At 46.8% G+C, this 26,332-nt stretch carries 27 protein-coding genes and 1 riboswitch; of the genes, 4 read left to right on the top strand and 23 right to left on the bottom strand.

What is annotated here, in order from left to right; genetic code table 11:
• Nucleotides 1–4 precede the first annotated feature (4 nt).
• From MHB64_RS06170 to MHB64_RS06130, 9 genes are all read right to left on the bottom strand, one after another.
• Nucleotides 5–811: an energy-coupling factor transporter transmembrane component T family protein gene (locus MHB64_RS06170; protein WP_094876755.1), complete on the bottom strand. Its 807-nt coding sequence runs from the start codon at nucleotides 809–811 to the stop codon at nucleotides 5–7.
• Nucleotides 804–1,661: an ATP-binding cassette domain-containing protein gene (locus tag MHB64_RS06165; RefSeq protein ID WP_341133960.1), complete on the bottom strand. Its 858-nt coding sequence runs from the start codon at nucleotides 1,659–1,661 to the stop codon at nucleotides 804–806. Before MHB64_RS06165 ends, MHB64_RS06170 begins: the two co-directional genes overlap by 8 nt.
• Nucleotides 1,646–2,446, bottom strand: a complete 801-nt coding sequence (locus MHB64_RS06160) for an energy-coupling factor transporter ATPase (protein ID WP_341133959.1) — start codon at nucleotides 2,444–2,446, stop codon at nucleotides 1,646–1,648. Before MHB64_RS06160 ends, MHB64_RS06165 begins: the two co-directional genes overlap by 16 nt.
• On the bottom strand, nucleotides 2,447–3,268 hold the full coding sequence (locus tag MHB64_RS06155; RefSeq protein WP_341133958.1) for an SDR family NAD(P)-dependent oxidoreductase: 822 nt from the start codon (nucleotides 3,266–3,268) through the stop codon (nucleotides 2,447–2,449).
• 2 nt (nucleotides 3,269–3,270) lie between these two features.
• Entirely contained in the window at nucleotides 3,271–3,609 is a 339-nt protein-coding gene (locus MHB64_RS06150; RefSeq protein ID WP_341133957.1) for a MaoC family dehydratase, read from the bottom strand.
• Nucleotides 3,587–3,991: an FAS1-like dehydratase domain-containing protein gene (locus tag MHB64_RS06145; protein ID WP_341133956.1), complete on the bottom strand. Its 405-nt coding sequence runs from the start codon at nucleotides 3,989–3,991 to the stop codon at nucleotides 3,587–3,589. Before MHB64_RS06145 ends, MHB64_RS06150 begins: the two co-directional genes overlap by 23 nt.
• Nucleotides 3,988–5,139 carry a thiolase family protein gene (locus MHB64_RS06140; RefSeq protein WP_094870623.1) on the bottom strand — a complete coding sequence of 384 codons (1,152 nt, stop codon included), beginning with the start codon at nucleotides 5,137–5,139 and terminating at the stop codon, nucleotides 3,988–3,990. Before MHB64_RS06140 ends, MHB64_RS06145 begins: the two co-directional genes overlap by 4 nt.
• Entirely contained in the window at nucleotides 5,136–6,617 is a 1,482-nt protein-coding gene (locus MHB64_RS06135; protein WP_341133955.1) for an AMP-binding protein, read from the bottom strand. The genes MHB64_RS06140 and MHB64_RS06135 overlap by 4 nt, the downstream gene beginning before the upstream one ends.
• A 210-nt stretch (nucleotides 6,618–6,827) precedes the next feature.
• Nucleotides 6,828–7,541, bottom strand: coding sequence for a queuosine precursor transporter (locus MHB64_RS06130; RefSeq protein ID WP_094870625.1), 714 nt, complete (start codon nucleotides 7,539–7,541; stop codon nucleotides 6,828–6,830).
• 10 nt (nucleotides 7,542–7,551) lie between these two features.
• A riboswitch (PreQ1 riboswitch) is annotated at nucleotides 7,552–7,597 on the bottom strand.
• 343 nt (nucleotides 7,598–7,940) lie between these two features.
• Between MHB64_RS06130 and MHB64_RS06125 the strand changes: the two genes are divergently transcribed.
• Entirely contained in the window at nucleotides 7,941–9,629 is a 1,689-nt protein-coding gene (locus tag MHB64_RS06125; protein WP_094876746.1) for a methyl-accepting chemotaxis protein, read from the top strand.
• A 56-nt stretch (nucleotides 9,630–9,685) separates the two neighbouring features.
• Here the strand turns inward: MHB64_RS06125 and MHB64_RS06120 are convergent, their stop codons facing one another.
• The 7 genes from MHB64_RS06120 to pdxR all read right to left on the bottom strand — a co-directional run bounded on the left by MHB64_RS06120 (nucleotide 9,686) and on the right by pdxR (nucleotide 16,160).
• Nucleotides 9,686–10,012, bottom strand: a complete 327-nt coding sequence (locus tag MHB64_RS06120) for a YnfA family protein (RefSeq protein ID WP_042185628.1) — start codon at nucleotides 10,010–10,012, stop codon at nucleotides 9,686–9,688.
• 78 nt (nucleotides 10,013–10,090) lie between these two features.
• Complete coding sequence (cobS, locus tag MHB64_RS06115) at nucleotides 10,091–10,906, bottom strand: adenosylcobinamide-GDP ribazoletransferase (RefSeq protein ID WP_341133954.1); 816 nt, start codon at nucleotides 10,904–10,906, stop codon at nucleotides 10,091–10,093.
• Nucleotides 10,903–11,451 (bottom strand): bifunctional adenosylcobinamide kinase/adenosylcobinamide-phosphate guanylyltransferase, encoded by a 549-nt coding sequence (gene cobU, locus MHB64_RS06110; RefSeq protein ID WP_094876991.1) that lies wholly within the window; start codon nucleotides 11,449–11,451, stop codon nucleotides 10,903–10,905. Before cobU ends, cobS begins: the two co-directional genes overlap by 4 nt.
• Nucleotides 11,448–12,509, bottom strand: a complete 1,062-nt coding sequence (gene cobT, locus MHB64_RS06105; protein ID WP_280788754.1) for a nicotinate-nucleotide--dimethylbenzimidazole phosphoribosyltransferase — start codon at nucleotides 12,507–12,509, stop codon at nucleotides 11,448–11,450. The genes cobU and cobT overlap by 4 nt, the downstream gene beginning before the upstream one ends.
• 91 nt (nucleotides 12,510–12,600) lie before the next feature.
• The gene (locus tag MHB64_RS06100; RefSeq protein ID WP_094870630.1) at nucleotides 12,601–13,764 is read right to left on the bottom strand and encodes an aminotransferase class I/II-fold pyridoxal phosphate-dependent enzyme; all 1,164 of its coding nucleotides are present in this window, start codon (nucleotides 13,762–13,764) and stop codon (nucleotides 12,601–12,603) included.
• Nucleotides 13,757–14,689, bottom strand: coding sequence for a D-alanine--D-alanine ligase (locus tag MHB64_RS06095; protein WP_280788768.1), 933 nt, complete (start codon nucleotides 14,687–14,689; stop codon nucleotides 13,757–13,759). The genes MHB64_RS06100 and MHB64_RS06095 overlap by 8 nt, the downstream gene beginning before the upstream one ends.
• A 19-nt stretch (nucleotides 14,690–14,708) precedes the next feature.
• Nucleotides 14,709–16,160: a MocR-like pyridoxine biosynthesis transcription factor PdxR gene (pdxR, locus tag MHB64_RS06090; protein WP_094870631.1), complete on the bottom strand. Its 1,452-nt coding sequence runs from the start codon at nucleotides 16,158–16,160 to the stop codon at nucleotides 14,709–14,711.
• A gap of 362 nt (nucleotides 16,161–16,522) precedes the next feature.
• On the opposite strand from pdxR, the gene catA reads away from it, so the two are divergent.
• On the top strand, nucleotides 16,523–17,215 hold the full coding sequence (catA, locus tag MHB64_RS06085) for a type A chloramphenicol O-acetyltransferase (RefSeq protein WP_094870632.1): 693 nt from the start codon (nucleotides 16,523–16,525) through the stop codon (nucleotides 17,213–17,215).
• A gap of 69 nt (nucleotides 17,216–17,284) precedes the next feature.
• Here catA and MHB64_RS06080 read toward each other — a convergent pair whose 3' ends face one another.
• The 6 genes from MHB64_RS06080 to MHB64_RS06055 form a co-directional block, all read right to left on the bottom strand.
• Nucleotides 17,285–17,965: a histidine phosphatase family protein gene (locus MHB64_RS06080; RefSeq protein WP_341133953.1), complete on the bottom strand. Its 681-nt coding sequence runs from the start codon at nucleotides 17,963–17,965 to the stop codon at nucleotides 17,285–17,287.
• 8 nt (nucleotides 17,966–17,973) lie between these two features.
• Entirely contained in the window at nucleotides 17,974–18,933 is a 960-nt protein-coding gene (cbiB, locus tag MHB64_RS06075) for an adenosylcobinamide-phosphate synthase CbiB (protein ID WP_094870634.1), read from the bottom strand.
• 49 nt (nucleotides 18,934–18,982) lie between these two features.
• Nucleotides 18,983–19,720 carry an adenosylcobinamide amidohydrolase gene (locus tag MHB64_RS06070; RefSeq protein ID WP_094876985.1) on the bottom strand — a complete coding sequence of 246 codons (738 nt, stop codon included), beginning with the start codon at nucleotides 19,718–19,720 and terminating at the stop codon, nucleotides 18,983–18,985.
• Nucleotides 19,721–20,303: 583 nt separating this feature from the next.
• Nucleotides 20,304–21,392 carry a pyridoxal phosphate-dependent aminotransferase gene (locus MHB64_RS06065; protein ID WP_341133952.1) on the bottom strand — a complete coding sequence of 363 codons (1,089 nt, stop codon included), beginning with the start codon at nucleotides 21,390–21,392 and terminating at the stop codon, nucleotides 20,304–20,306.
• Nucleotides 21,393–21,728: 336 nt separating this feature from the next.
• Nucleotides 21,729–22,475, bottom strand: a complete 747-nt coding sequence (gene map, locus MHB64_RS06060) for a type I methionyl aminopeptidase (RefSeq protein ID WP_341133951.1) — start codon at nucleotides 22,473–22,475, stop codon at nucleotides 21,729–21,731.
• 7 nt (nucleotides 22,476–22,482) lie between these two features.
• Nucleotides 22,483–23,067: a TetR/AcrR family transcriptional regulator gene (locus tag MHB64_RS06055; RefSeq protein WP_341133950.1), complete on the bottom strand. Its 585-nt coding sequence runs from the start codon at nucleotides 23,065–23,067 to the stop codon at nucleotides 22,483–22,485.
• A 281-nt stretch (nucleotides 23,068–23,348) separates the two neighbouring features.
• Between MHB64_RS06055 and MHB64_RS06050 the strand changes: the two genes are divergently transcribed.
• Complete coding sequence (locus MHB64_RS06050) at nucleotides 23,349–24,350, top strand: lipoate--protein ligase (RefSeq protein WP_094870639.1); 1,002 nt, start codon at nucleotides 23,349–23,351, stop codon at nucleotides 24,348–24,350.
• An 84-nt stretch (nucleotides 24,351–24,434) separates the two neighbouring features.
• Here the strand turns inward: MHB64_RS06050 and MHB64_RS06045 are convergent, their stop codons facing one another.
• Nucleotides 24,435–25,148 carry a metal-dependent hydrolase gene (locus MHB64_RS06045; RefSeq protein ID WP_094870640.1) on the bottom strand — a complete coding sequence of 238 codons (714 nt, stop codon included), beginning with the start codon at nucleotides 25,146–25,148 and terminating at the stop codon, nucleotides 24,435–24,437.
• Between the two features lie 229 nt (nucleotides 25,149–25,377).
• Between MHB64_RS06045 and MHB64_RS06040 the strand changes: the two genes are divergently transcribed.
• Nucleotides 25,378–26,325 carry a DMT family transporter gene (locus MHB64_RS06040; RefSeq protein ID WP_341133949.1) on the top strand — a complete coding sequence of 316 codons (948 nt, stop codon included), beginning with the start codon at nucleotides 25,378–25,380 and terminating at the stop codon, nucleotides 26,323–26,325.
• The last annotated feature ends 7 nt before the right edge of the window (nucleotides 26,326–26,332 follow it).

The following is a 26,332-nucleotide window of genomic DNA, read 5'->3' as shown; positions in this document are numbered from 1 at the left end:
TCATCTACACCTTTCCTATCTTTAACCACAGCAGAATCACAGCAAATAAAAGAGCAATTCCCCCTGCCAGATAATCCATTTGCTGAAATTGTAATACCCTATAAGAAGTTCTTCCTTTACCATTTCCATAAGCACGCGCATCAATCGCATAGCTTAGCTGTTCAGCACGTTGAATCGTCGTGAAGAGCAAAGGAATAATAATCGGGACATAAGCAAATATCCGTTTAGGCAGTGATAATGCTGTAAGATCATACCCCCTAGCCTTTTGTGCGAGAAGAATACGATCCAGCTCCTCCTTGATGGTAGGAATAAACCGAATCGCAATCACTATCATTAAGGAGAATTGTTCTACAGGTACCCCCATTTTGGATAGAGGTGCAAGCAGCTTTTCAAGACCATATGCTAAGTCTAGCGGTTTAGTTGTTAACGTTAATACTGAGGCTAATAAGATGAGCAATACAATACGCCAAACAAAACGTAATCCTGTTCGCAGTCCCTCTTCAGTTACCTCAATAAATGACCAAGACCAGAGGATAATCGTTCCTTTGGTGAACACGGCATTGTACATGAAGGTAAACAGCAAAATAAATAATAGCGGCCGTAGTCCTCGCCAAAAGAATTGAATAGGAACCTTTGACAACAGTAAAATTCCGATTACAAAAAAGGTTGCAACTGCATAGCTAAGCCCTGTTCCAAGCATCAGAAAGCTAAGCATGAGAATCATGATACTAACAAGTTTTGTACGGGGATCTAAACGATGGAAAATCGAATGCGTCTCCACATATTGACCCACAATTACGGAATCAGTCATGTTGACGCCCCCTCGAATGCCAAATGGGCAGAACAGCATCGAAGATATCCTGCTCTTTACAGCTAGCAATCTCAATTTTTTGAGCGGATAATTCCTCTACTAGCTTCAAAAGCTGTACGGGTTCAGGTATGGACAAGCCCAGCTCCACCAATAATTCTTCCTTTTCTATAAATAGTGTTCTGGGGTCAAAATGTCCTTCCAGCTGACCTTTATGGAAAACCAAAACCTCATCCGAGTACTCAGCAACATCCTCCATCTGATGCGAAACGAAGAGAATGGTGCGCTGATTTTGTTGCTGCCAAGTCTTCAGTAGCTTCAGTAAAGATACTTGGCTAGCTGGATCTAGCCCCGCTGTCGGTTCATCCAAAATTAGCAGCTTCGGATTCGTCATCAGCACGGAGGCAATGGCCACACGGCGCTTTTCTCCACCGCTTAGTTGGAATGGATTTAACGGGAGCATGCCCTCTGACAGACCCACTTGCGGTAAAATCCTTTTAATCGCCTCCGTGATTTGCTGGCGTGAAGCACCCTGCAGATTCAGAGCAAAAGCAAGCTCCTTTTGCACTGTGGTTTCGAATAGCTGATGCTCTGGATATTGAAACACGAAGCCCAGCTCCGGGACCACCTTTAATTGTCCTTTGGCATCTCTGGGAGCAGGCTGCTGATCAATGGAGTAATCTCCTTTTACGGTGGGAATCAAGCCCTTCAGCACTTTGACAAAGGTAGACTTTCCTGCGCCCGTGGGACCGATAATCGAAATCCATTTGCCCGCAGTAATAGTGCAGTTAATATTGTGTAAAGCTATATGATCAGCATAGTTTACACTTAAATTATCTAATTGGTAGACCATTGTGATCGAATGTTCCCCTTCCAATCTGCTGTTGGCGGCGCTGCTGAATGTAGCAATGCATGTACGCGCACGGCAAAGGGTAGTTGTAATTGATAGTCCGCAACAGGCATCATTTCAAAAAAGGCCAGTGGAGCACCATCATACTCAAGTCGCCCTTGATGCAGGAGTAATAATCGTTCTGCTGAAAGCACTTCCTCCATATGGTGAGTGATCTGAATAATGGTCAGACCTTGACGATGCAGCTCTTGCATAATAGCAAGCACCTGCTGCCTTCCCTGAGGATCAAGCATAGAGGTGGCTTCGTCGAAAATAATGACTTGCGGGCGCATCGCCAATATAGCCGCAATAGCGACACGTTGCTTCTGACCTCCAGAGAGCTGATGTGGCATCGCGTCCAGATAATCCTCCATATGAACAGCCTGCAAGGCATGCTCCAATCGGCTGCGCATTTCCTCCCTTGGCACACGAAGGTTCTCCAAACCAAAAATCACCTCATCCATAACGGTTGTGGTGATAAATTGATCCTCTGGATTCTGAAAAACAAAGCCAATTTGTTGATGAATATCTGCAAGATCAGCTGGCTTTGTGGTGTCTAGGCCCTTAAACTGTACAGCCCCTTTTCGCGGCAGCAGCAGTCCGTCCATGAGCTTTGCAATGGTGGATTTGCCAGAGCCATTCGCGCCAACAATCGCCACAAACTCACCTGCATTTATCGTAAAGCTGATATCTTCTAGGACAGGCTGATCCCTTTTATAATAAAAATGAACTTGATCGAAGGTAAGCATTTATTCACTCCCCTTTTGACGGTGCCACGTAGCGAAAAATGCCCCGATGCTGTTCTCAGAAAATGCAGGTGCAGGCTTCTCCCATTTCGTCACTTTTGATCCATTCACAGCAAAGATTTCACCGGTTAAATCCGCATCGTTCTCGCTCAATAATGCATTTACGAAAGAAGCAATATCCTCTGGAGCACCTATTCGCCAGAACTCCGGGAACGGTTCATTACGGCTGGCATGTTTCACTTTCAAGTGATCAATGACAGGTCTGGTCATATCCGTTAACGCGGCTGGTGAAATCGCATTGACCCTAATTCCATCACATTTCAGCTCCGCTGCGAGCGTCCACATCATTCCGAGTATTCCAGCTTTGGCTGCACTATAATTCACCTGACCCACAGAACCTGTTAGTCCAGCCGTAGAGGTCATCAACAGGATATCGCCACCTGTCTGGCGCATATATGGGAGTACGCGTTGAATGCTGTAGTAGGTGCCATTTAGATGCACATCCAGCACAGCCTTCCACTCTTCATCCGTCATCCATAGACATTTCTGATCCTGCAAATTCCCAGCGTTAGCTATCAATACCTCAATACGGCCATATCGTATAATAACCTCATCCACCATTGCAGTGACCGCAACTGGATCTGATACATTAGCAGAGTATCCTGACGCCTCACCACCCGCCTGACGAATCTCGTGGACAACCTTATCGATTAAGATTTGTTTTGTACCATTTACAACCACTATATAACCGGACTTGCCGAGCTGCACGGCAATACTACGCCCGATCCCTCTGGTTGCTCCAGTAATTAAGGCTACTTTATTCATCACTACACCTCTTTCACTGAAAAAGCTCCCGTAGCAATAACATCGCCAGCTTCTGTTGTAAGGGTCACTTTCACAAGAGCATCATCATCTGCATAATCAAACATCACGACATTATCGACCTCTATAGGCTTATGAAATTTCATATCATATTGAGTGATCCACTGTGCCTGATGCTCCTCGATATATAAGGATTGGGCTAATCCCATTAGATACATCCCCTGCGCAATGGGCCGCTTAAATCCAGCCTCAGCTGCAGCATCCTCATCTAGATGAATAGCGGCCAGATCTTGGGAAGCTGCTGCATATTGCCGGATGGCCTCAGCCGTTATGCATTTTCTCATCATCATGATTATCACCTACCCGAATTAACACCGTTTCTGCGGTGACTATAAGCTCGCCTTCACATTTACAAACCAGCGTATGTGTGTAAAAGGTCAGTTGGCCCTGCCGGCCATCTTTTTGCACCTTGCTCGTTAATGCTAATTCACAATCTAACGTTATCCCTGCCGTAATCGGAGCTTGATATGAGAATTTCTGAGTACCGTGAAGCAAAGGCTCTCCCTTGCTAAGCCAAGGAATATCGAAGGCCTGCCAAAAAATAATAGGCATCGTAGAAGGAGCAATCAGATTGCCCTTATACGTCTGCACGGGTGCCTCAATACTATGTGCATAATCCGATATCCACTCCGCAGTCACATAAATCTGATGATGAATGCTGTTCATTCTACCGCCTCCACAAGAGTAGCCAAACCGATACCTCCGCCAATGCCCAAAGTGGCAAGTCCCCTTTTATAAGCCGTACGCTGCATTTCAGCACATAAGCGAGTCATTAAAATAGCTCCGGACGCCCCATATGGATGACCGATAGCTAATGCGCCTCCTCCACGATTGACCTTTTCCTGTGGGATCTGAAGCTCATTCAGTGAGGCAAGAACTTGCGAAGCAAAGGCTTCATTAAACTCTACGATATCTAAATCGGCTATGGTCAGCTGTTGACGATGTAATACCTTTTGTACAGCTGGAACGGGCCCCATACCTAAATAATTCGGATCTACACCTGCCGCTTGCGCATCCACGATACGCAGAATCGGTTTAAGCTTGAGTTCCCTACATTTCTCACGGGACATCATTAATACAAGCGCCGCACCATCATTAATTGGACAGGCATTTCCAGCGGTGACAGTGCCTTTTTCTTCAAAAATTGAAGGGAGCATTCGCAGCTTATCCAAGCTCGTATTGGCCCTTGGACATTCGTCGGTGTTCACCCACTCCCCCTCAACCAGAAGAGGTACAATCTCCTGCTGAAACCGGCCGCTTTGCTGAGCATGAACAGCCTTTTGGTGGCTTTTTAAGGCATATTGATCCTGCTCTTCTCGTGAAATCCCGTACTTCCGCGCTACATTTTCCGCAGCAATCCCCATATCCGGATCACCGTAAGCGCTTGGTGTAAAATGAGCACGGGTATATAGCTGTGGAACCCCCATCAAGGTTTGGGGCTTATTCATTTTCCAAGGGGCACGACTCGTGCTCTCAACGCCGCCAGCTAAATAAATCTCACCTGCACCGCTTTGAATAAGCCTTGCTGCTATATTAATAGCCTCTAGCCCAGAACCGCACTGCCGATCCACAGTAACGCCCGGAACCGAAACAGGAAGCCCAGCTTCAAGCGCAGCGACCCGGGCAATATTTCCACCCGGACCAACCACATTTCCAATAATGACATCATCGATCATCTCTTTAGCTAGGCTCGTCTCTGCCACAATATGCTGAATAAGCGGCGCCAGTAATGCTTCCGGCTCAAATGTACTTAATAAGCCGCCCATCCTGCCAATCGGTGTACGTTTTGCCATAACAATTACTGCTTCTATCATACCATCGCTCTTTTCACATAGTCTTTCATCGCTTGCCGGGCAATTTTGCCACTGCTTGTATAAATAAACTCTTCAACTGTCAGCAGCTGCTTCGGCGATTTGTAGCTTGCTAAATACTGGCGACAATAATTCTTTATTTCGTCTATAGATAAGTGCTTTTCACCATTCCATTTCACGAGCACGGCCAACTGTTCTCCCCAATAATCGTCAGGGACGCCAAGCACCATTACTTCTTCTATTTCGGGAAGATGCTCTAACACTCGCTCTATTTCCTCTGGATAAACGTTCAGCCCACCGGTGATAATTCTATTTTTCAAACGACCTGCCAGATATAAGTACCCCGCTTCATCCTGATAAACATTATCTTCCAAAATAAGCCATCCGTCTCGAAAAGCTGCTGCAGTCTCGTTCGGCAATTGATGATAGCCTAGAAATATCATATCACTTCGCACATATAACTGCCCAATCTCCCCCGCAGGGACTTCATGGAACTCTTCATCACGAATGGAAATTTGTACTCCGGGATAGGGCTTGCCTACAGAGCTCGGATTATGCTCTTCCAGAACATCCAAATAACTAATATAACTCGCTTCTGAGGAACCATAGGATTCATAGAGACGCGCTCCAGCGAACACTTCTATGCCCCTTTTTTTGGACAACTCCGACCACTTTGCACCTGAGCTAATAATCGCATCAATCTGCGTCTGCCCAGGAACAGCCTGCCGCATCATGGATTCAAGCATTGTCGGTACAACAAACAACACCACACCCGGAATCTGCTTGCACAGCTCTAACACCTGTGTGGCGCTAAATTTTTGCGTAATATGAAAGTTTGCTCCGCCATACAGACTCTGCATTACAGCGAACAAGGACAGCGAATGCACAAACGGACCCGGTGCTAAAACATCCTTCATAGCGTCCAATTCAAAGGCAGCACTCGATACCTCAAAGCTCTTTAACCACGATAAATGGGTACGCATATATCCTTTGGGCAGTCCAGTTGTGCCTGAAGTGAAGCCGATAAATAATAATTCATTCGTCTCATCCAATTCAGCTTCTGGCTTCAGCGCATCCAGCCACTGATCATAGGAGCCAGTCCGATCTTTTGAGAAAATCATTGTTGGGATCGCTTGCTCCTTGAAGACCAAATTCTTTGCAGCTTCCGGCTCGGCAAAAATCATTGTCGGCTGGCACTGCTCTATAATAACCTGCAGTTCGTTTGCACTCCACTTGGGATCTAAAGGGATGGGAACACAGCCTGCATAAATAGCCCCCAAGAAAACCTCAACAAATTCAATGCGATTCGTAGATAAAATAGCGATTTTGTCATGTCTCAGACCCTTTTGCTGTAGACCATTCGCAATTCTCCGCATCGCTTGTACTAATGTTGCATAAGTATGACCCGCTTGGTTATGGGTTAAGGCAATACTGTCGGGCTGCTGTGCTGCATGACGCAGTATAGGAACTACTAGATTCATCCTTCATCACACCTGTTCGTAATTTCTGTGTCTACCGATTATGTACACTTCCGAATTGCATGGGATACAATTGGAATGGCTACGATAGCTTATTTTAGCTTTATATTAATTTTATGTACATATTTATATGGAACGATTAAGCCCTCTTACGACTGGAAAAATCAAACAGCGCGCATCGATTATGATCGGTACGCGCTGGCTGTATTGTGTTTAATTTTTCTTTTGAGCGGATGATAATGCCCCATCTTCAGCAAAAGTAAAAGTTCGGGCGATATATAAGATAGGTGTGCCGACTGCGGTTAGTAAGAATTTCGCCAGATACGTTGTAAGCAAAATTTCAAACCACACACTCCAGTTATACAACCCAGCAAATGCAATGGTGCAGAAGATTAGTGTATCCACAAAAGAGCTAACCATCGTACTACCGTTCGAACGGATCCACAGCTGACTTGAGGTGCTGTAATATTTGCGAATCCAGGAATACAACCGAACATCTAGGAACTGACTAATGAAATAAGCAGTTAAACTACCCAACGCTAGTCGAGGCATCAGCCCAAAAATGGTCTCCAAAGAAGACTGAGCAATATCGGTCTCTTGTGGCTTAAATACTAGTACCATCTGCATAATGACTGTCGTCATAAGCAAGGTGAAGAAACCAAACCAAACCGCTTTACGTGCTTCTGCTCTTCCATACTTCTCATTAAGCAAATCGCTGGTCATATACAAAGTGACATACATCGTATTTCCGAGTGTCATCACGATATCAAATGGCATAGCAATCGTCTTAGCTACCTGAATATTAGCAATTACAGTAGCGATACCTACCCAGGCATACATTCCACTTTTGCCGAACAGGCGGTAACAGAGCAGAAAAAAAGCAAAATTGACAATAACAAATAAAACTCCCCACAACAAATTAAACATATTACTTAAACTCCTCCTAGTTTTGTTTACGCGGGATGGTTACGAACCGCGGCTTACATTAAGTTTTGGAACAAAACATTAATACTCTATCACACTGTCGTCAAACAATCCATAAAAATAAACAATTTATGAAATGGGTATTTATACCCATTTTTATTAACTAAAAATAAAAGTGTCAGTAATAATTCATCTTTTTCAGAAAAATATGCTCTATAAACTAAAACTTTCACTATTCATCCAGAGGTTAATTCTATAGAATAGTATCAAACACTTCATTCCCGATCCATTTAGTTGATATATTACATAACTATGGAATATATTGCAGGTTGCCAGTCACTAGCAGTCGGTAGGGATATAAAGAAATGGGGCTTCACTGCCCATAAAAAGGGGGAGAACAATATGTTTCGTTTCAAGCAGTCGATCAGTCGCAGATTTACGCGTTTATTATTTGTAGTTCTATTACTCACGTCTCTTTTGTTAAGTACCAGCTTCTACTTTATATCCACCAGTATTTTCAACAGCTATGTCATGCCACAAATCAATCAAATTCTAACTGCAGCTGCTCAGGACGTATATAAGAACATAAATACAATGCATGCTCAGCAAGCACTAAAGAAGAACGAACAAGCAGCCACCAATCTTGAATTCTATTTTCAGGATAAGAGAAAGCAGCATGGGGTTGAGACTATTTTTCTACTCAATCTAAAAGGCAAGGAAGCTGAGGTTCTGTCCGTAGATCATGATGCAAAATTAAAGCCCGAGGAAATTGTTAAGGTATCCTCTGCAATGCAGCAAGCTCTTAAAGGAAAGAGTGGACTAAGCGATACATACAAGGACTCGCATGGTGTACATAAGTCAGCTTATATCGGAATTCCCGGAAGTACGATGGTTATCGGAATCAGCAGTGATGTAAGCTTTATTCAAGAAAAAACAGACAGTATCCTGTGGACCAGCGCGGGGATCACTCTGCTAACGCTGATCATAGGGTCAACTGGCGCCTGGTTTATGAGCATGCGGATTACCCGTCCTATCTCAAAGCTTGCAGCTTACAGTGCCCGTCTTGCAGAGGGAGATTTCACAGAGGAATTAACGGTTCAAGGCAGTGATGAGGTAGCTCAGCTATCCAGAAGCTTCCAAGCGATGACCCTACGCCTAAAAGAAATGATCGGACATGTACTCGTCACCTCAAACACCGTGGTCACCGATTCCAATTCTTTAAGAGAACGTGTTGAGGTCTTAAATGAAATGGCAGACCACTCTAGTACTTCTGTTGTAGAAATTGGAAGAGGTAGTACCACCATCGCGAGCAGCGCTCTAGATAATTCAAAAGCTATGGAAGAAATCAATTTCGGCATTCAGCATATTGCTTCAGCAGCCACCGAAGTCACTGAGCAAATTAGTGAAGCTTCCGCTGAAGCGATTGGCGGTAATGAGATTGCCCAAAGCGCCGTTCTGCAAATGCGCCATGTTGAACGCGCCTCCCTGCAGTCGCTGGAGCAATTACAGGTTATGAACGAACGTTCAGTAATGATCGGAGAAGTCGTTCATAGTATTACTGAAATTACGAAGCAAATCCAAATGCTGTCGCTCAATGCTTCGATCGAAGCAGCACGTGCAGGAGAACATGGACGCGGCTTTGCCGTTGTTGCCGGAGAAGTACGCAAGCTTTCCGAACAATCCCGTAATGCGAATGAGCAGATTCGTGATTTCCTACTCGGACTTCAGGAAGATATGAATCGCTCCGTTACTGAGATGAACCATGTGAATTCTGAGGTAGCCTCCGGGGTTGGTAAGGTCTCAGAAGCGGGCGATGCCTTCAATCACCTTCTGATTCTGATCCAAAGCATCAATCAGAATATTCAATCTGTATCTGCGGCGACGCAGCAAATCTCAGCAAGTACAGAAGAAGTTAGTGCTTCCGTTGAGGAAACCGCACAAATTACTTCAAGATCCCAAGAAAATGCGGACACACTATCCGAGAACTCGGAGCGTCAACGTATAGAGCTTGAAGGACATGCAGTAACCGTGCAGCATCTATATGAGCAGGCTAAGAAGCTTCAGGAAGCTGTGCAACAATTTAAGATCTAAAGCTTAGGCTTATATAACCCCCCCGTTCACACGAAAGTGTTGAACGGGGGGTTTTGTTAGTGTCTCGGCGCCCAAAGAATGACCGAAACGCCGATCACACAAATAACAGCACCAACCCAGTCATATACATCGGGTGTTTTCTTGTCTACTAGCCAGCCCCACAACACAGCGAGCACGATAAATACCCCGCCGTAAGCTGCATACACTCTACCGAAGGATGGAAACTTCTGCAACGTAGGAATAATACCATAGCTTATCAGAATCAAAGAACCTACCAAACCGTACCATAGAGGTCTTGATTCTCTTAGCCATAACCATACTAAGTACCCGCCTCCGATCTCAGCAAGGCCGGCAATTACAAATAGTAGAATGGCAGCAACCATGTCATCCCTCTTTCCTATTGAACTCTAAAAAATCAAAATGATTGGCGAAATATGATACAACGTCATCATAGGAGCCAGTCACATGAAATTGTGCTGAAGCAACACTAACACTAGTAGCAGCACCGCCTCTAGCAGCTCATTCAGCGCGCCGTACACATCGCCGGTGAGCCCGCCGAGCCGGCTGCTAATCCGCCGCGCAGCCACGGTGCCGCTGGCCAAGGCAGCTGCCGGCAGCAGGAACGCTGCCGCCAGATGCAGCGGCCACGCGGCGAAGCCAGCGCCAAGCGCCAGAGGCGCAGCGGCTGCGGCTAGCGAGAGCAGCGCGGCTATCGCCAGCGTGCGCCGCTCATGCGAGGGAGCGAGGCCGGCGAAGCTCGCGGCCAGCCCCTCGTTCCCGCGGGCAATGGGATAACGCACCATTGCCCGCACCATATACCAGCGGCTCCAGATCGCTGGCAGCAAGAGCAGTGGCAGCTCGTAATAGGCGTAGCCTTCGATTAATGCTGCCACTAATGAAGCCTTTAACAGCAAGAGCAGCACGCAGGCGAGCACACCCATCGCACCCACACGGCTATCCTTCATAATCTCCAAGATCCGTTCCCTCGGTCGGTAGCTTAGCAGACCATCCGCACTGTCCATCCAGCCATCGAGGTGCAGACCTCCGGTGAGTCCTACCCATAGAATGAGGGTAATGACAGCGGCTGGCCAAGCTGGTAAAATCAATCCCGTCAAAGCTGCCCCAGCAGCTACACACAGTCCGATAGCTGCACCCACCACGGGATAGAACAACACACTTCGGCGCAGCAGCTCAGGAGAAAATCCGGGATCACTCTTTATAGGAAACCGGGACAAAAACTGAAAGGCAGCCGCGGCAGCATCCCTGCGCTCCCTCATAAACGATACTCCCTGCTCTTAAGTTCAATTGGAATGCCTGCAGTCACTAAAAAAACCTGCTCGCATTGCCGAGCAAGCAGCGCGTTCATACGTCCTGCCAGATCACGGTACAATCGGCCAAGCTCATACTCCGGAACAATACCGTCTCCAACCTCATTAGTGACCAAAATGAGGTTTCCTTGAAATGTGCGTACACTGTCTTCAAGTCTTGTAATCTCGCTCTCTATCAACTCTTGCCTATCCGTAAATCCTTCCATGGCTAGCAGTACATTCGATAACCACAACGTTAGACAATCTACGAGAACCGCCTTTTCACCAGATAAACGCTTAAGAAGATCTGGCAAATCATAAGGCTCCTCTAACGTCTCCCAAGCATATCCGCTTTGCGAGCGCTGTTGCTGATGCAGTGCAATCCGTTCATTCATTTCATCATCAAACGCTTGTCCGGTTGCAACATAGAAGGCCTGATCTGCCAGTGACGACATCAATTTTTCTGCAAAACCACTTTTCCCGCTACGCGCGCCTCCCGTTACAAGAATACTCATTGTTTTCCAGCTCCAGAGATGCCTGCACTTTCAAAGGTGGCCATTTCGCTTAAAATACGGCATATCGCCTCAATTAAATGAAGGGACAATACGCCTCCAGTTCCTTCACCCAGACGAAGACCCAGGTTAAACAACGGTTCAAGACCAAGCTGCTCAAGCATCAGCTTATGTCCTTGTTCTCCTGATAGATGAGAGCCAATCATATAAGCAATGGATTCTGGTGCAAGTGCCTTCGCCACAAGAGCCGCCGCGCCCGAAATAAAACCATCCAGAATGACAGGTACCCTAGCAGCGGCTGCGCCAAGAATCAGACCAGTCAAACCGGCAATTTCCAATCCCCCTACTTTGGACAATACATCCAGCGGATCTGCCGGATTCGGCTGATTCACCTTTAAAGCGCGTTCCACAACAGCAATCTTATGTAGTAAACGTTCATCATCAATTCCCGTTCCTCTTCCGACGGCTTCTTCAGGTGCTATCCCTTTTAGAGCACACAGAATGGCAGCGCTAGCCGTTGTATTTCCTATGCCCATTTCACCTGTAATAAAAATCTCCGTCCCGTTCTCAATCGCTTCTTGTGCGATACTTATTCCTACAAGCATAGCACTCATCGCTTCTTCACGACTCATCGCAGGTCCCACGGCTATATTATCCGTTCCACGGCGCACTTTACGATCAATCAGATCCTCATGACTAAGATCACCGTTAACACCGATATCTACGAACTTCACCTCTGCCCTAGCTTGACGTGCCAGTACATTCACCGCCGCTCCCCCGCTGAGAAAATTATAGGCCATCTGCATGGTGACTTCCTGTGGAAATGCACTAACTCCCTCGCAGCATACACCGTGATCGGCAGCCATCACAACTACCGTTCGTCTGGTGAAACTAGGCTGCTCCGTACCCGAAATTCCAGCGAGCTTAACGGCCAGCGTCTCCAATTGTCCCAGGCTGCCCGGTGGTTTGGTTAGAATGTTCAAGCGGTGCTCCGCCTTGAGGAAAGACTGTTCATCCGCTGGTGTGATTCGTTTAATTACTTCTTGAATAGTTGAAATCATATTTTAACCTCCAATTAAGATATCCATATTATATATTCTATCTTATCTACATAGAAAAGCCCCCATCTATGATAGATGGGGACCACTTGAATTACAACTTCACTTTCATAAAACCTTCGATTCTCTCTAACGCTTCCGTCAATTTTTGTAGAGAAGCTGCATAGGAGCAGCGAATATGCCCCTCTCCACCTGCTCCAAACACATGGCCCGGGACCGCAGCAACACCAACCTCCTTGAGCAGCTGCAAAGCGAAATCCTCTGACTTCATTCCGGTATTAGCGACGGAAGGAAAGACATAAAATGCACCCTCCGGCTCGTGGCAAGGTAAACCAATAGATCGAAATCCATTAACCAGCAGCTTTCTTCGCTCATCGAAGCATCGTTTCATATGTTCCTTATGTTCCATACCGTTCCGTAGTGATTCAATGGCAGCGATTTGACCTAGTATTGGAGCACACATCGCAGTGTACTGATGGATTTTGAGCATCGCAGCAATTAATTCCTGATCACCACAAGCATAACCTACTCTCCAGCCAGTCATCGCAAAAGCTTTGGAGAAGCCGCTAATAACAATTGTTCGTTCCAACATCCCGGGAAGTGCAGCAATGCTGACATGCTGACGATCATAGGTTAGCTCGGCATAGATTTCATCTGATATGACAAGTAAGTTATTCTCTTTTACAATCTGTGCAATGGGCAGCCAATCCTCGTAAGTCATTACTGCCCCTGTAGGATTAGTCGGAAAATTAACCATAAGAATCTTGGAACGCGGGGTAATTACCTGCCGCAACGCTTCAGGAGTAAGCTTAAACCCCTGCTCGGCTGAAGATTCAACCTCTACTGTAACCCCACCGTTCAAATGAGTAATCGGCGAATACGCAATATAGCTCGGAGAAGGGACGATAATCTCATCCCCGGGTGTAATAAAGGCCCGCAGAGCCAAATCCACGGCTTCACTGCTTCCCACTGTAACCATAATCTCGTTAGTTGGCTCATAGCGGAGATTGAAGCTTGTATGCAGATAAGAGGCGATCTCTTCTCTAAGCTCCAACAAGCCGGAATTTGGTGTATACATCGTCTCCCCATTATTCAAAGCACGAATACAGGCAGCTCTTACATGCTCCGGTGTAACGAAATCAGGCTCGCCTACACCAAGCGATATAATATCCTGATTCCCTGTACTTAGGTCAAAAAAAGCCCGAATCCCCGAGGGAGCAATCTCCCGTACACGCGGAGTAATCCATTCATTATGCATGACTGAGCACCTCTTCTTTCGGACTCTTTTCTGTTAGGGAAAGGGAAATAATCTCGTCCAGCAGTCCGCTAAAGGTGTAGCCTGCCGCTTGCGCGCTTTTTGGTAAAAGACTCGCCTTCGTCATGCCCGGTAATGTATTCACCTCCAGCACATACGGAATACCATCCTTGATTAGCATATCCACCCTTGCATACACACTGCATTTTAGTGCTTTGTAGCAAGTTAAGGCTGCATTACGTACTCGCTCATACACCTCAGCTGGTAGGTCAATGACCCGTTCGTCTGCCCCGCCATCATCGTATTTCGCGCTGTAATCGAACCACTCCGCATGTGACGAGGTGATTCCCAAAACGGGCAGCATCTCCCCATTTAGAATAGAGCAAGTGATTTCCTGACCTTGAATATAGCTCTCGATCAGAATTGACTGATCACAGGCAAAAGCCTTCTGTACTGCGCTCAACAGCTCCTCGCTACAGCTCACCTTTTCCATACCGATACTCGAACCACCTGAACATGGCTTCACCATAACAGGATATCCAATTCGCTCTACGGCTTCTTCAGAATAATCCTTCATACTATCCCAGCACAGCCAATCCGCTGTATGGACGCCTGAGCAGCGCATAAGCTTTTTGGAAAGATCTTTATCCATACAAATGCTGCTAGACAAAACGCCACTACCCGTATAAGGAATCCCCATCGTCTCCAGCGTCCCCTGAACCGTACCGTCCTCTCCGTAAGCTCCGTGGAGCGCAAGCAGCGCGATATCGATTCCTTTCACCTGCTCAATAAGCTCTTCACGCTTGGTGATCTCTATTGGAGTAACTTCATATTTATTGGGATCTAGATTCTTCAAAATCTCTCTACCGCTATTCATGGATACCTCATATTCTGAGGACACCCCGCCCATAATCACGCCTACCTTCATCTTCATCTCAAGCACCTCTTTATCCCATTAGTTGTCGTGCTGTTGTACCAATAATCTCGATCCCCTTGCGGATATCCGCATCTGTCACTCTAGAGAAACCGATCCGTATCGTATTTTGACCTTTACCGTCTGTGAAGAATATATCTCCTGCTGTAAAAATAACCCCTTGCTCATGACAGGCCGCCAGCAGCGCCCTTGTATTAAACCCCTCCGCGAAAGTTACAAAAAGATGCAGTCCGCCATCCCCTGATAACGCCGTATAAGGAATAAACTCCTTACAGCATTGCAGGGTTAATTCATATTTCCGTTTATATTCCGCTCTGGCTTTTTTCAAATACTTCTCTAAATGTCCACCCAATAAGTATTGATACAAAATGGATTGATCTAGTGTAGAGGTATGAATGGTACGTGCGCGCTTGACGCTTTCAAGGGAATAGATCAGCTCCTGATCTGCCAGCACCCAACCTACGCGTAGTCCCGGAAAAAGTACTTTTGAGAAGCTACCTAGATAGATTACGCTGTTGCCGCTACCTGCTGCTGCGATAAGTGGAGCCACATGTGAGCCCGAATAGCGTAATTCCTCGTTAAAACCATCCTCGATCACGGGGATTTGGTACCGATTCATCAGCTTCATTAGCCGCTGTCTTTTCTCAGGAGACATTACAATACCGGTCGGATTATGATAAGAAGGGACAAAGTAAGCACAGTCAAAAGCTTGCTCCAGCAATGCCTTCTCCAGCTCAACCAGATCAATCCCATCACGCTCCATAGGAATCCCGGTGATCTCAAAGCCGTTCAGCTTGAGATTTTTGATCGCCGTATGATGCGTCGGATTCTCACAGATGACCGAACCATTCTTTTTGCTAAGTGCAGACAATACAATATCGAATCCCTCTGTAAAGCCGTTGGTAATCAATATGTCCTTGCCCTTCATTTCAACGCCTTTGTGCTCCATGTACTGCTTCAAATAGTCTATTAAAGGCTTATACCCTTTGGCATATCCATAATTTAGTAAGACGTTGCCTTCCACCGACATACGATCCATAAAGGAGCGTTTCACATTATCTAGATCAAAAAGACTCTCATCAGGCGCGATGCTCGTAAAGGAGATCGTCCCCTTTTCCGCTCGTATGCCGCGCTTCATGATATCCAGATCCTCCGCCAGCCGCGCATGATCATTGATACGCGACTTCCAGTCCATCGTCCAGGAAGAGATTGTTTCACTGCCAGGAGGTGTAGGTGCCACATAACTTCCCTGACCCTGCACGGCATACGCAAATCCATCATCCTCAAGCTCTGCATAAGCAGAGATTACTGAGTTACGGCTAACCTTGAGCAGTGTACTGAGCTCTCTTGTAGAGGGCAGCTTTTGATTCCCTTGCAGACCGCCTTTTATGATTAAGTGCTTCATATAGTCTTTAATTTGTATATACACCGGCCGTCCGGCTATGAGCTTAAAATCCTTAAACATCTCTTTGGTCGCCTCCATAGCTATCATGGCACAATCACTCGCTTAAAAAAAGAACCACAGCCAAGGGATTTTTCTCCGGCTGTGGTTCTATGCGCGATGTTCTTCAATTAATTGCTTATAATCGATCCGTCTTTGACGCAGCCAAGAGCTGAAATCGACGATAACATGCTTTTCACTCAGCACAATAAAGCCTCTCCCTTTTACATTTAAACATCGAAAATATCGTTTAAGATGTATATAATGTAAGGGTAACTCATCGTTACAAAATAATTTCTCGAGAGATTGGGATGAGGATATGGTGAAATCAGTCCAGCAAACCTCCTAAAATTAAAAATGAAATAATTTTTAGGAGGTCATTATAAATGATTTTTAACCCGATTGTCATTGATAACTGGAATAGAAAACCCTATTTCGAACACTATTTAAACAATGTCAAATGCACCTATAGCATGACCGTAAATATTGACATTACCCTTCTACTGTCAGAGCTTAAAAATATGGAAATTAAACTGTACCCAGCAATAATCCACATGATAACTACGGTTGTAAACCGCCACAGTGAATATCGCACATGTTTTGATTCCGAAGGCAGATTAGGTTATTGGGATAGCTTGTCGCCTAGTTTTACAATTTTCCATGATGATGATAAAACTTTTTCAAGCATTTGGACTTTATACGGTGAAGAATTTAATGTTTTCTACAGCCGTTATCTGGATGATATGAAAATGTACGGAAATGTTAAACAATTATTCGCTAAAGCAAACGAACCACCTAACACCTTCCCTATTTCTAGCATTCCGTGGGTCAGCTTCACATCCTTTAACCTGAACGTGTATAACGAGGGAAACTATTTACTACCCATATTTACTATGGGGAAATATACTCAACATGACGAAAAAATACTATTGCCAATATCAGGACAATTCCATCATGCCGTTTGCGACGGCTACCACGCCAGTTTGCTGTATAATGAACTGCAATCACGAGCAGACACGTGTAAGGAATGGTTGCCCCCAAGTAATAAGCCACAATACTCCGCTGACGGAGAACAATAGATAAACATAAGGGTTCTATATATTAGGCATGCCTAATATATAGAACCCTTTTTTCATTTGATTTACTCATCAATTTCCCGAAATATCTGCCGACCATTGCCCGTTCTGCCAAAATAATTTGAGTACCATTGCTGTTCCCGGAGTAGGTGCAACTGCGCTGTAGAATGTGACCTCTGGAACTACCTGTGCAAGGATATTCCGGATTACACCACCATGCGTCACTACCAATACCCTGTTTGTTATTATCTCATCCTTGCTCTCCGTAATTGCAGCCTGCACAAATGTATCCTTAGCCGCTCGTCCCAGATCTGACAGGAAGCTACGCAACCGTTCGTCAAACTGCGCCCACGTCTCTCCATCTGGTGGTGTAACCGTTGAAGGATTATCAATCCAGCTTCTATAGAGTGAGTTATCCTTCAACTCCTCATAAGTACAGCCTTCAAAGGACCCAAAATTCATTTCACGCAGACGCTGATCGTAGACAGTTACCTTCTCTAGCGAAGGGGAAATGTAAGCTAAGGTCTCTCGACATCTAAGCAAATCGCTACAAAACACTCGCCAGAAACCATTTGTTACCTCAGACCCCCGTTCAGTCAGCCCATCAAGCTGCTGCTTAAGCTGAGATAGCTGCTCTACTGCATCAGTAAGCAATGGGAGATCCGTATGTCCTAAGTAACGATGCTCAGCATTCCACTGAGTATGCCCGTGGCGAATAAGTACTAATTCTAGCTCTATACAAGGAAACGCCATGTCTAGCATCAGCCTCCAATCCATATCCAAGCTAGGGCTGCGCAGATAGTAACGAATATTGAAGAGCAGAGCATCATCATCCGCGAGGTCTGAATAATATCGTCCGGCTCCATCGGTCGTACCGGATCACCCATATAAGCTCGGAATGAAGCGACACCGTGATATACATTCTCTCCTCCGAGACGGATACCAAGTGCGCCCGCAACAGCGGATTCCGGATAACCGCTGTTAGGGCTTGGATGAAGGTGCGCATCCCGCTTGACCATTTGCAGACAATTGCGCCAATCCAGACGAAGCAGCCATGCACACAGTGCCAAGAGCAATGCCGTAATCCGTGCCGGAATGAAGTTGGCGACATCATCGAGCCGAGCGGATGCCCAGCCGAGATCACGGTATTTATCGTTCTTATAGCCAACCATGGAATCAAGCGTATTTACCGCCCGATAGGCCATAGCTAGCGGCGCACCGCCGATGAGCGCGTAGAACAATGGGGAAATAATCGCATCGACGATGTTCTCTGCTACGGTCTCTACCGTGCCGCGCACAATTTCCGGGGAATCTAACGAAGTCGTATCACGCCCCACGATCATTCCCAGTGCCTTGCGAGCAGCAGGAATATCTCCTTTACGGAGTTCCACGTACACCGCCATGCCTGCATCCTTCAGTCCCTTGGAGGCAATCGTCGTCGAAATCAACCAAGCCTCGGCTATCCAGACGAGCCAAGGTGAAATATATGACAGCAGCCATAGCAGAATGGCTGTAAGTCCCCAAGCACCGCCGGCTACACATAGCGGCAATAACACCCCGGCTCTGCGCAGGCCTTGCGGGCTTGACCATATAAGGCGGATCACCCGCTCCAGAGCCGTGATTGCTTTGCCCATACCAATTACGGGATGGGGCAGGCTGCGCGGATCACCTACAATCCGGTCAATCACATAAGCCGCAAGCAGTACCAACGCGATTGTCATAGACGGTCACCTTTGAACACTCTTCTACACCTCCAGCTATCTCTTCTCATTAGCTGTCCTTCCTTGCCTGCACCGACAGCAAGCTGCCCTTCACTGCGCTATATACAAGGCGTCCGATTGCGCCCCCAAGGTCGGTAGCGGTTCCGGCATAGACATGCTCTGCGCTGTATCGCCCGCTTTGGCTCACAGCGAGCACGATGGCATCCGTTGTTGTTCCGGTTGCGATCAGCCCATTCTCGGGATCAGTAATCCCGAGATCGGCCAGAGCAGCAGCTTTCGCTTCGACAGCTGTCTGCACAGCATTGACCATGGCCGCCGGTGTCAGGCGGCCATCAATACCTAACATGATGTTAATCGTACCTGGTCGATAAACAGCCAGCACATTGCGTTCCACACCCGCGCGCGCAGCATTTCCTGCGGCAGCAGTAACGCAGACAAAAATACCCGCTGAGCCTGTGTCTTCCTCAGCTACCGCTGCATGCTCTAACGGTACAGCCGTCATCAGACCGGCACAGCCAGATAATGAATAACCCCACTCGCGGAGCTTATTCTCCATATCTTGAACAGGATCACTACATTCATAATTACGGTCAACATATAAATTAACGGCCCGCTCTAACCGATTCATTCCTCCACCATAGAACGCACTCGATAATCCATCTGCTTCAGCAGGCAGCTCAAGCAGCAGATGGTTTCCCTTCCACTGCAAAACAAGCCCCGGCCATATGGCCGAATGGTACTCTTTAACACCTCCTGCGAGGTCAAATGGAATCTTTATTTGCACCATATCTCGATCTGCTCCTTCCACAGCTCATTACTTTCATCTATTCATCCAACAAGCTTGGCTGTCGCTTCTTCTCTTTCCCAGAAACCTCACCCAAAAGCCGCCTAATCTTCTATCTCAGCAAATGACTATCTGCTCTAAAATCCACTACAACACATACCTCTAATATCCACCTATAAATCCGTCCCTCACCCATCTATTGCACTTTATACAACAGATTCAGCTAGAAACACTAGCTAAAGCCATTCTGCTGTATTTCTTGCAATAGAATGTCACGAAAAAATCTAATTAACATCATTCTCCAAATTTCTATTGTACAAAGTGCTATAGAATCGAATTCCTGCGCCAGCAAAACGAATTCTTTTGTACGATATACAACGAATGCACTTTGGAGGATGTCCATCAGAAGCTACCTCACCAAACTTTGTCACAACCTAATGATGCGAGCTGAACCCTGACATCTGGTATCAAATCCCAACTTCTGCGCGCTTGAGTCACTTAGGCAATAGAATTTCAGCCTTCTCTATGCCACCTGAGTCACTTACGCTACAACAGTCACTTAACGCAGCCCTCTAAGCTACATGGGTCACTTATCCGCCAGCATTTCCTTCATCTGTTTGAGCAGCCGGACATTATCCTCATAACCCTTAACAGCTACTCGGATATGCTCGTCTCCTAGACCGGGGTACATAGCACAGCTGCGCACCAGTATACCGACACGCCCAAGACGGGTCTGCATCTCAGCCGCACTCCACGGCGAAGGCAGGCCACAGAGCAGAAAGTTGGCTTCGCCTGGCGGCACATCGCAGCCTAGCTGCATAAGGCCTTGCCGCAGCAGGTCCCGTTCCGTGGCGATCAGTTCGCGTGTGCGACGTCCATATTCGTGTCCACACTCCAGGCAGGCTTCGCCCGCCAGCAGCGCCAAACCATTCACGCTCCAGGTAACCTGCTTTCCGGTCATCGCCTTTGCCAGCTCCGGATGCGAAATGGCAAACCCGAGACGCAATCCGGGAATTGCATAAAATTTCGTCATCGACCGCACCAAAATCGTATGCGGAAACTGATCCAGATCCGGCAAAAGCGTATTTCGTTCTGCTTCTGGAATAAAATCAATAAAGGCTTCATCTACAGCCAAATACGTCCCGGAGCTTTCAGCCTTCTGCGCTAACCAGCGCAGCTCATCCACAGTATACTGAACGCCATTAGGGTTGTTCGGCTGTCCAAGGAACAGCAGCTCAACCTTCTCCAGCAGCCCGGCAATCTCGTTCACTCCAGCTCGGAAGTGCTGTTCCCTTGTCCCTTGAACAGATAATACTTCTGCGCCGAATTGCACAGATAGCTGCCGGTACTCAGAGAAACAAGGTTCTACGATACCTACCTTTTGCGGAGCAATCGCAAGCAGCAACAATGCCATAGATTCTGCGGCTCCGTTGCCTACTGTCAACCAACTACTATGTATACCAAGGTCCTCTGCTAGCAGACTTTTGAAGCGTCGATGTCCAGGGTCAGGGTAGGCAACCACCGTAGATAACGCTGTTCTAAGTAGCTCTAAGACGGCTGGCGGAGGCCCAAGAGGATTGATGTTTGCACTGAAATCAAGAAATATGCCACCAGCCTCCTCATAAAGTTCCGCAGCTGTTAGCAAATCACCGCCGTGGCCGTATTTTTCAAGCATATTTACACTCCCTCTATCCACTTTCGTTTGTTCGATATGTATCTCATTGCCACCATTATTGCGTCTTTGCCGGGAATACGTCAATGCTCACTAAAGGAATCACCTGAATAACCGCTTGCCTCAAATCGACATTAAAATCTACGAGATGTCAAAAGATAATAAAGTTCTAGACTGGCAGTCTCATCAGATCTATGGACACGCTGTCCCAGAACCCGCTTCAGCTTGAAGATGGAAACGGGATATCGTTTACATGATCGCCTGTACGAATAAAGAAAGCTGCTATGCCGAATACAAAAAAAAGAAGTCGACCATTTCGTTGGTCGACCTCTAATTTTTCTATTGCGCGGTCAAAATTTGTGGACCTTCAGCCGTGATGGCGATCGTATGCTCGTATTGGGCGGCGAGCTTGTTGTCCATCGTCCGTGCGGTCCAGCCGTCCGGATCGATGGTCATGAAGTAGGTACCTTCGGTGATCATGGGCTCAATCGTGAACACCATACCTTCCTTGATACGGGGGCCTTTTCCAGGCTTGCCGACATGCATATAAGTCGGCTCCTCGTGCAGGTCGCGGCCGATGCCATGAGCGAGAAGGTCGCGCACGACGCCGAAACCGTGTGATTCCGCATGCCGCTGAATCGCGCTCGTCACATCGCCGAGTCGATTGCCGGGCTGAGCCTGCCCGATGCCCAGGTCAAGACATTCCTTCGTGACACGCATCAGCTTCTCGGCCATCGGCGAGATCTGTCCGACCGCATAACTCCAGGCCGAATCGCCGAGCCAGCCATCGAGCTCAGCGACCGTGTCGATCGTCACGATATCGCCTTCCTCAAGTGGCTTATTGCTAGGGAAGCCATGCGCGATTACATCGTTTGCGGAGGCACAGGTTGCATATTGATAGCCCCTATAGCCTTTCTGGAATGGCTTTGCGCCGTGCTTCAACATAATGTCCTCGAATATGCGCTCAATATCGTTTGTGGTAATACCCGGTTTGATAAGCGGGGCGATGGTACGATGACATTCAGCCACCACTTGGCATGCCTTGCGGATAGCCTCAATTTCATGCTTGCTTTTTAAAATGACCATGTTCGTATCAGGACCCCTTCGTAATAGCTTGAATAGCGAGCCGGGCGATTCGATCAACGTTCAGATCGGAATTGCCCGCATAGTAGTGCAGCCCACAGCAACCGACCAGCACGGCAAGCATATGGTCGACGCTGTCGTCTTCGCACTGGGCGATCGATTGGAGTGGAACGTACAGGCGTTCCATAAATTTTCTTTTGGAGTGGTGTCGATCCCTTTCAGGCAAACCTACATAATGTTCCGCCGCCATTTTGTAGACGAGATATGCGCGGGCGTCCGACTGCCACAGCTGGAGCAGCGCTTTACAATACATTAACAGCGGCCAATCATCCGGTGGGCTGCCGCTGATGTTCGCCCATTTTGCGATAACTTGCTCACATCGCTCAAAGCCGCTTTCTAACACATCTTCTATTAATAAATGCTTGTTGGGGTAATAATGGTATACTGTGCCGTACCCAAGTCCGGCTTCGCGGGCGACGTCGCGAATATCAAAGCTGCTGCCCGTGCGAAAGTAGGAGCGTGCGGCGACGTCCAGGATCTGTTCTCTACGCTGTATGCGTATGAGCTCATTTTGTTCTTTGGTACGGGGGCACATAGCGTGTAACCTCCTTATTTAGACCTGCAAATTTGTCAATATAAAAATAGTACCGCATGGGCTGGAGAAATGCAAAAGATTTGTTGATGTTCGATAAAATGAAGTACTGAACAAGAAGACTGTGCGCTGGAAATTCTTCAATTTAAAAATCACATTAATTCAACGGATCCAGTCTAATCCTTTATACTCACCGAAACACGAAGCGATCTCTTTTGTTAAAAAACTGCTTTTGGTTTAAAATGAGAACTGTAATCAATTTTGCTGCAACGGAGGAACTCACTATGATTTTTATTGATAACACAGGGATTACTGACGCTTCCATCAATTTGGCAATTGAGGAATATGCGCTGAAACACTTGCCGATGGACGAGAGTTACCTGCTTTTTTATATTAACAGCCCATCTATCATCATCGGTAAACATCAAAATACGATTGAAGAAATCAATCAGGAATATGTTAAAGAGAATGATATTAAGGTTGTGCGGCGTTTGTCTGGCGGTGGAGCAGTCTATCACGATCTCGGAAATCTTAACTTCAGCTTCATTACTAAGGACGACGGCCAATCCTTCCATAATTTCCTGAAATTCACCCAGCCGGTGATCGACTACTTACAAAGCATGGGTGTTAACGCTGAGCTTAGCGGACGAAATGATCTTCAAGTCGGTGAACAAAAAATTTCCGGCAACGCTCAATTCTCCACACGTGGACGCATGTTCAGCCATGGCACACTGATGTTTGATCTCAATTTGGACAATGTACAAGCCTCGCTAAAAGTAAATCCAGAGAAGTTCAAATCGAAGAGCACCAAATCCGTACGTAGTCGCGTAGCCAACATCAAAGAGCTGCTAGGTACAGACATGACCATTGAAGAGTTCCGCTCCGGTCTCCTGCGTTCGATCTTTGGCATGGAGCCATCCGAGGTCCCTCAGTATAAGCTTCAGGAAGCAGACTGGGACAAAATCCACGAAATCTCCAAAGAGCACTACCAGAACTGGGATTGGAACTACGGTCTATCGCCAAAAAGCAATGTCAAACACACACGCAAATTCCCTGCCGGAATTATTGATATTCGTATGGATATTGAGGATTCCCTCATTAAGGACATCAAAATCTATGGTGACTTCTTTGGGGTTGGTGACGTAGTAGATGTTGAAAATGCACTTCGCGGCAAACGTTATAATGAAGCAGAGGTTAGAAAAGCATTAGCTGATCTGGATTTGAAGCATTATTTCGGACGTATTGAGCCGGAGGACTTTATCGGACTGGTTTTCCTAGAAGAATAGCTATACAAAAATAAAGGGGCCTGCTTATCCTATGCGCAATTTGCGTAAAGAATAGACAAGCCCCTCTTTCATATTCATTTTAGTTCAAGGAGAAAGTATAAATACATAGACAACGAACGCTAGAGTCAGCATGATGCAGATGTTCTCTACGGCTCCACCTTTTTTCGTGCCTGTACTCATTAGCTTTAGACGCAGCTTAAAGGGTACTGGCGGCAATGGTGTAATTCCTCTTTGAGTAAGGGAGTCTGCCAGTAGATGAAGTGCGTACGACATACCGCCAGCTATCCACAGACTGCCACCATCATTTATACCCGCTGAGGCAAAATACAATAAGGCGCTCCAGCCCGCAACTCCATACAAGGTATGTGTCAGTCCACGATGAGGAACAAGCGATGAGACTACAAGCACGCACGCTGCAATGTAGTTCCATGGATCATAGGCTTCCCCGAACGCAAAGAGTGCTATGGCAATCAAGATCATGACCAAATGGCGCAGCTTTCGACTGGGAAGGAAAGATACACTTCCGACTAGCAGTGCCAGCACAATATTCCAAGGACGTTCCACGATTCCGGCAAAATAGAGGTAGATCGCCGCGCCTATCAAAGCAATTTGCAGCACTCTTAATAGAAACTCTGGAATCGCTTTGCGCACGAGCAGCGAATTCGGTTCGTCAATATCAGGCAACAAAGAGCTCAATGCTGCGACCGCAATCACTGGAATTGTAATCTCATGTGCCATCAAACTCATTACAGATAGGGTAACCCCAGTGCTGATTATTAAATGGGATCTGCCCATCATGGTGAAACCGCTCCTTTCTAAGATGCGAAAAACAAGAACAAATGTGCGGTTATCGAAGTATATCAAGACCCTGTTTTTTTGTCTAGCCTTATCCCTTAAATCCCTTTAAATATAAGCCTTTGAGCGATTCCTATCTTGTCCTCCCCATGATTATACGATACAATTTGGACAACTTGACCTTGTCGTTCTTACAAGGACGGCATTTGCCGAAGAGAGGATGACCTAAGAAGTGAAGCGTTCCCGTATGGCCGATTTCAGCCTGCTACTTGTGGCGATGATGTGGGGATGCACCTTTCTGATTGTTCAAAATGCTGTCAAAGTGCTCCCTCCACTCGCGTTTAACAGCATCCGCTTTACAGGTGCTGCCCTGTTGCTGGCTCTAATCACTATTATTTTTTACCGCAAGGAGTGGAAACAGCTAAGTTTCCGCATGGTACGCGATTCTCTGCTGCTAGGCCTTTTTTTGTTTATGGGCTATGGCTTCCAGACCATGGGACTTCTATATACAACCACCTCCAATACCGGGTTTATTACCGGTCTGTCGGTCGTATTGGTTCCGTTTCTCTCTCTGGCGCTACTAAAGCATGCCATTTCACGTTACACTTGGTTCAGCGCGGCGCTTGCCGCAGTAGGTCTTTATCTGCTGACCTTCACCGGCTCTGCTTTGTCCCTGAATAAAGGCGATGCTTTGATCCTGCTCTGCGCCATAGCTTTTGCGCTACAAGTCGCATACACTGGCGTTTATGCACCTCATTATCCGGCGTTGCCGCTGGCAACCTTGCAGCTCGCCTTCGTTGGACTGTTCAGCATAGTCGCTTCGCTTATCTTTGAAGGAGCTTCACCGCTTGCCCACAGCGCAGAGCTTATCAAGGACCCGGACGTTCTCTGGGCACTTTTAATCTCTATTGGTCCTACCAGCGCTTTTGCCTTCTGGATTCAAACCGCCTGCCAGAAGTACACTACGCCTTCCCGGGTAGCCATTATTTATGCCACAGAACCTGTATTCGCTGTTCTGACAGGCTTAGCCTTTGGCGGCGAAACGCTTGGGTTGTCCGCTCTGCTCGGTTGTGGTTGTATTCTGGGAGCTATGCTTATGGCAGAGCTGAGTCCGGAACCGGGTCAGAATCAACATAAGAAGAATTATTTTTCCAAATTACATTTATTTAGAAAGAGATAAGGAGAGA

Origin of the sequence: Paenibacillus sp. FSL K6-2859 (assembly GCF_038008265.1) — a bacterium.
Lineage (GTDB): Bacteria > Bacillota > Bacilli > Paenibacillales > Paenibacillaceae > Paenibacillus_AQ > Paenibacillus_AQ nitricinens.
This window is presented reverse-complemented; position numbering and strand designations above follow the sequence as displayed.

Bases quoted from the DNA above. Each gene is read 5' to 3' on its own strand.
- MHB64_RS06170 (WP_094876755.1), bottom strand. From the start codon at position 811: ATGACTGATTCCGTAATTGTGGGTCAATATGTGGAGACGCATTCGATT.
- MHB64_RS06165 (WP_341133960.1), bottom strand. From the start codon at position 1,661: ATGGTCTACCAATTAGATAATTTAAGTGTAAACTATGCTGATCATATA.
- MHB64_RS06160 (WP_341133959.1), bottom strand. From the start codon at position 2,446: ATGCTTACCTTCGATCAAGTTCATTTTTATTATAAAAGGGATCAGCCT.
- MHB64_RS06155 (WP_341133958.1), bottom strand. From the start codon at position 3,268: ATGAATAAAGTAGCCTTAATTACTGGAGCAACCAGAGGGATCGGGCGT.
- MHB64_RS06150 (WP_341133957.1), bottom strand. From the start codon at position 3,609: ATGAGAAAATGCATAACGGCTGAGGCCATCCGGCAATATGCAGCAGCT.
- MHB64_RS06145 (WP_341133956.1), bottom strand. From the start codon at position 3,991: ATGAACAGCATTCATCATCAGATTTATGTGACTGCGGAGTGGATATCG.
- MHB64_RS06140 (WP_094870623.1), bottom strand. From the start codon at position 5,139: ATGATAGAAGCAGTAATTGTTATGGCAAAACGTACACCGATTGGCAGG.
- MHB64_RS06135 (WP_341133955.1), bottom strand. From the start codon at position 6,617: ATGAATCTAGTAGTTCCTATACTGCGTCATGCAGCACAGCAGCCCGAC.
- MHB64_RS06130 (WP_094870625.1), bottom strand. From the start codon at position 7,541: ATGTTTAATTTGTTGTGGGGAGTTTTATTTGTTATTGTCAATTTTGCT.
- MHB64_RS06125 (WP_094876746.1), top strand. From the start codon at position 7,941: ATGTTTCGTTTCAAGCAGTCGATCAGTCGCAGATTTACGCGTTTATTA.
- MHB64_RS06120 (WP_042185628.1), bottom strand. From the start codon at position 10,012: ATGGTTGCTGCCATTCTACTATTTGTAATTGCCGGCCTTGCTGAGATC.
- cobS (WP_341133954.1), bottom strand. From the start codon at position 10,906: ATGAGGGAGCGCAGGGATGCTGCCGCGGCTGCCTTTCAGTTTTTGTCC.
- cobU (WP_094876991.1), bottom strand. From the start codon at position 11,451: ATGAGTATTCTTGTAACGGGAGGCGCGCGTAGCGGGAAAAGTGGTTTT.
- cobT (WP_280788754.1), bottom strand. From the start codon at position 12,509: ATGATTTCAACTATTCAAGAAGTAATTAAACGAATCACACCAGCGGAT.
- MHB64_RS06100 (WP_094870630.1), bottom strand. From the start codon at position 13,764: ATGCATAATGAATGGATTACTCCGCGTGTACGGGAGATTGCTCCCTCG.
- MHB64_RS06095 (WP_280788768.1), bottom strand. From the start codon at position 14,689: ATGAAGGTAGGCGTGATTATGGGCGGGGTGTCCTCAGAATATGAGGTA.
- pdxR (WP_094870631.1), bottom strand. From the start codon at position 16,160: ATGTTTAAGGATTTTAAGCTCATAGCCGGACGGCCGGTGTATATACAA.
- catA (WP_094870632.1), top strand. From the start codon at position 16,523: ATGATTTTTAACCCGATTGTCATTGATAACTGGAATAGAAAACCCTAT.
- MHB64_RS06080 (WP_341133953.1), bottom strand. From the start codon at position 17,965: ATGGCGTTTCCTTGTATAGAGCTAGAATTAGTACTTATTCGCCACGGG.
- cbiB (WP_094870634.1), bottom strand. From the start codon at position 18,933: ATGACAATCGCGTTGGTACTGCTTGCGGCTTATGTGATTGACCGGATT.
- MHB64_RS06070 (WP_094876985.1), bottom strand. From the start codon at position 19,720: ATGGTGCAAATAAAGATTCCATTTGACCTCGCAGGAGGTGTTAAAGAG.
- MHB64_RS06065 (WP_341133952.1), bottom strand. From the start codon at position 21,392: ATGCTTGAAAAATACGGCCACGGCGGTGATTTGCTAACAGCTGCGGAA.
- map (WP_341133951.1), bottom strand. From the start codon at position 22,475: ATGGTCATTTTAAAAAGCAAGCATGAAATTGAGGCTATCCGCAAGGCA.
- MHB64_RS06055 (WP_341133950.1), bottom strand. From the start codon at position 23,067: ATGTGCCCCCGTACCAAAGAACAAAATGAGCTCATACGCATACAGCGT.
- MHB64_RS06050 (WP_094870639.1), top strand. From the start codon at position 23,349: ATGATTTTTATTGATAACACAGGGATTACTGACGCTTCCATCAATTTG.
- MHB64_RS06045 (WP_094870640.1), bottom strand. From the start codon at position 25,148: ATGATGGGCAGATCCCATTTAATAATCAGCACTGGGGTTACCCTATCT.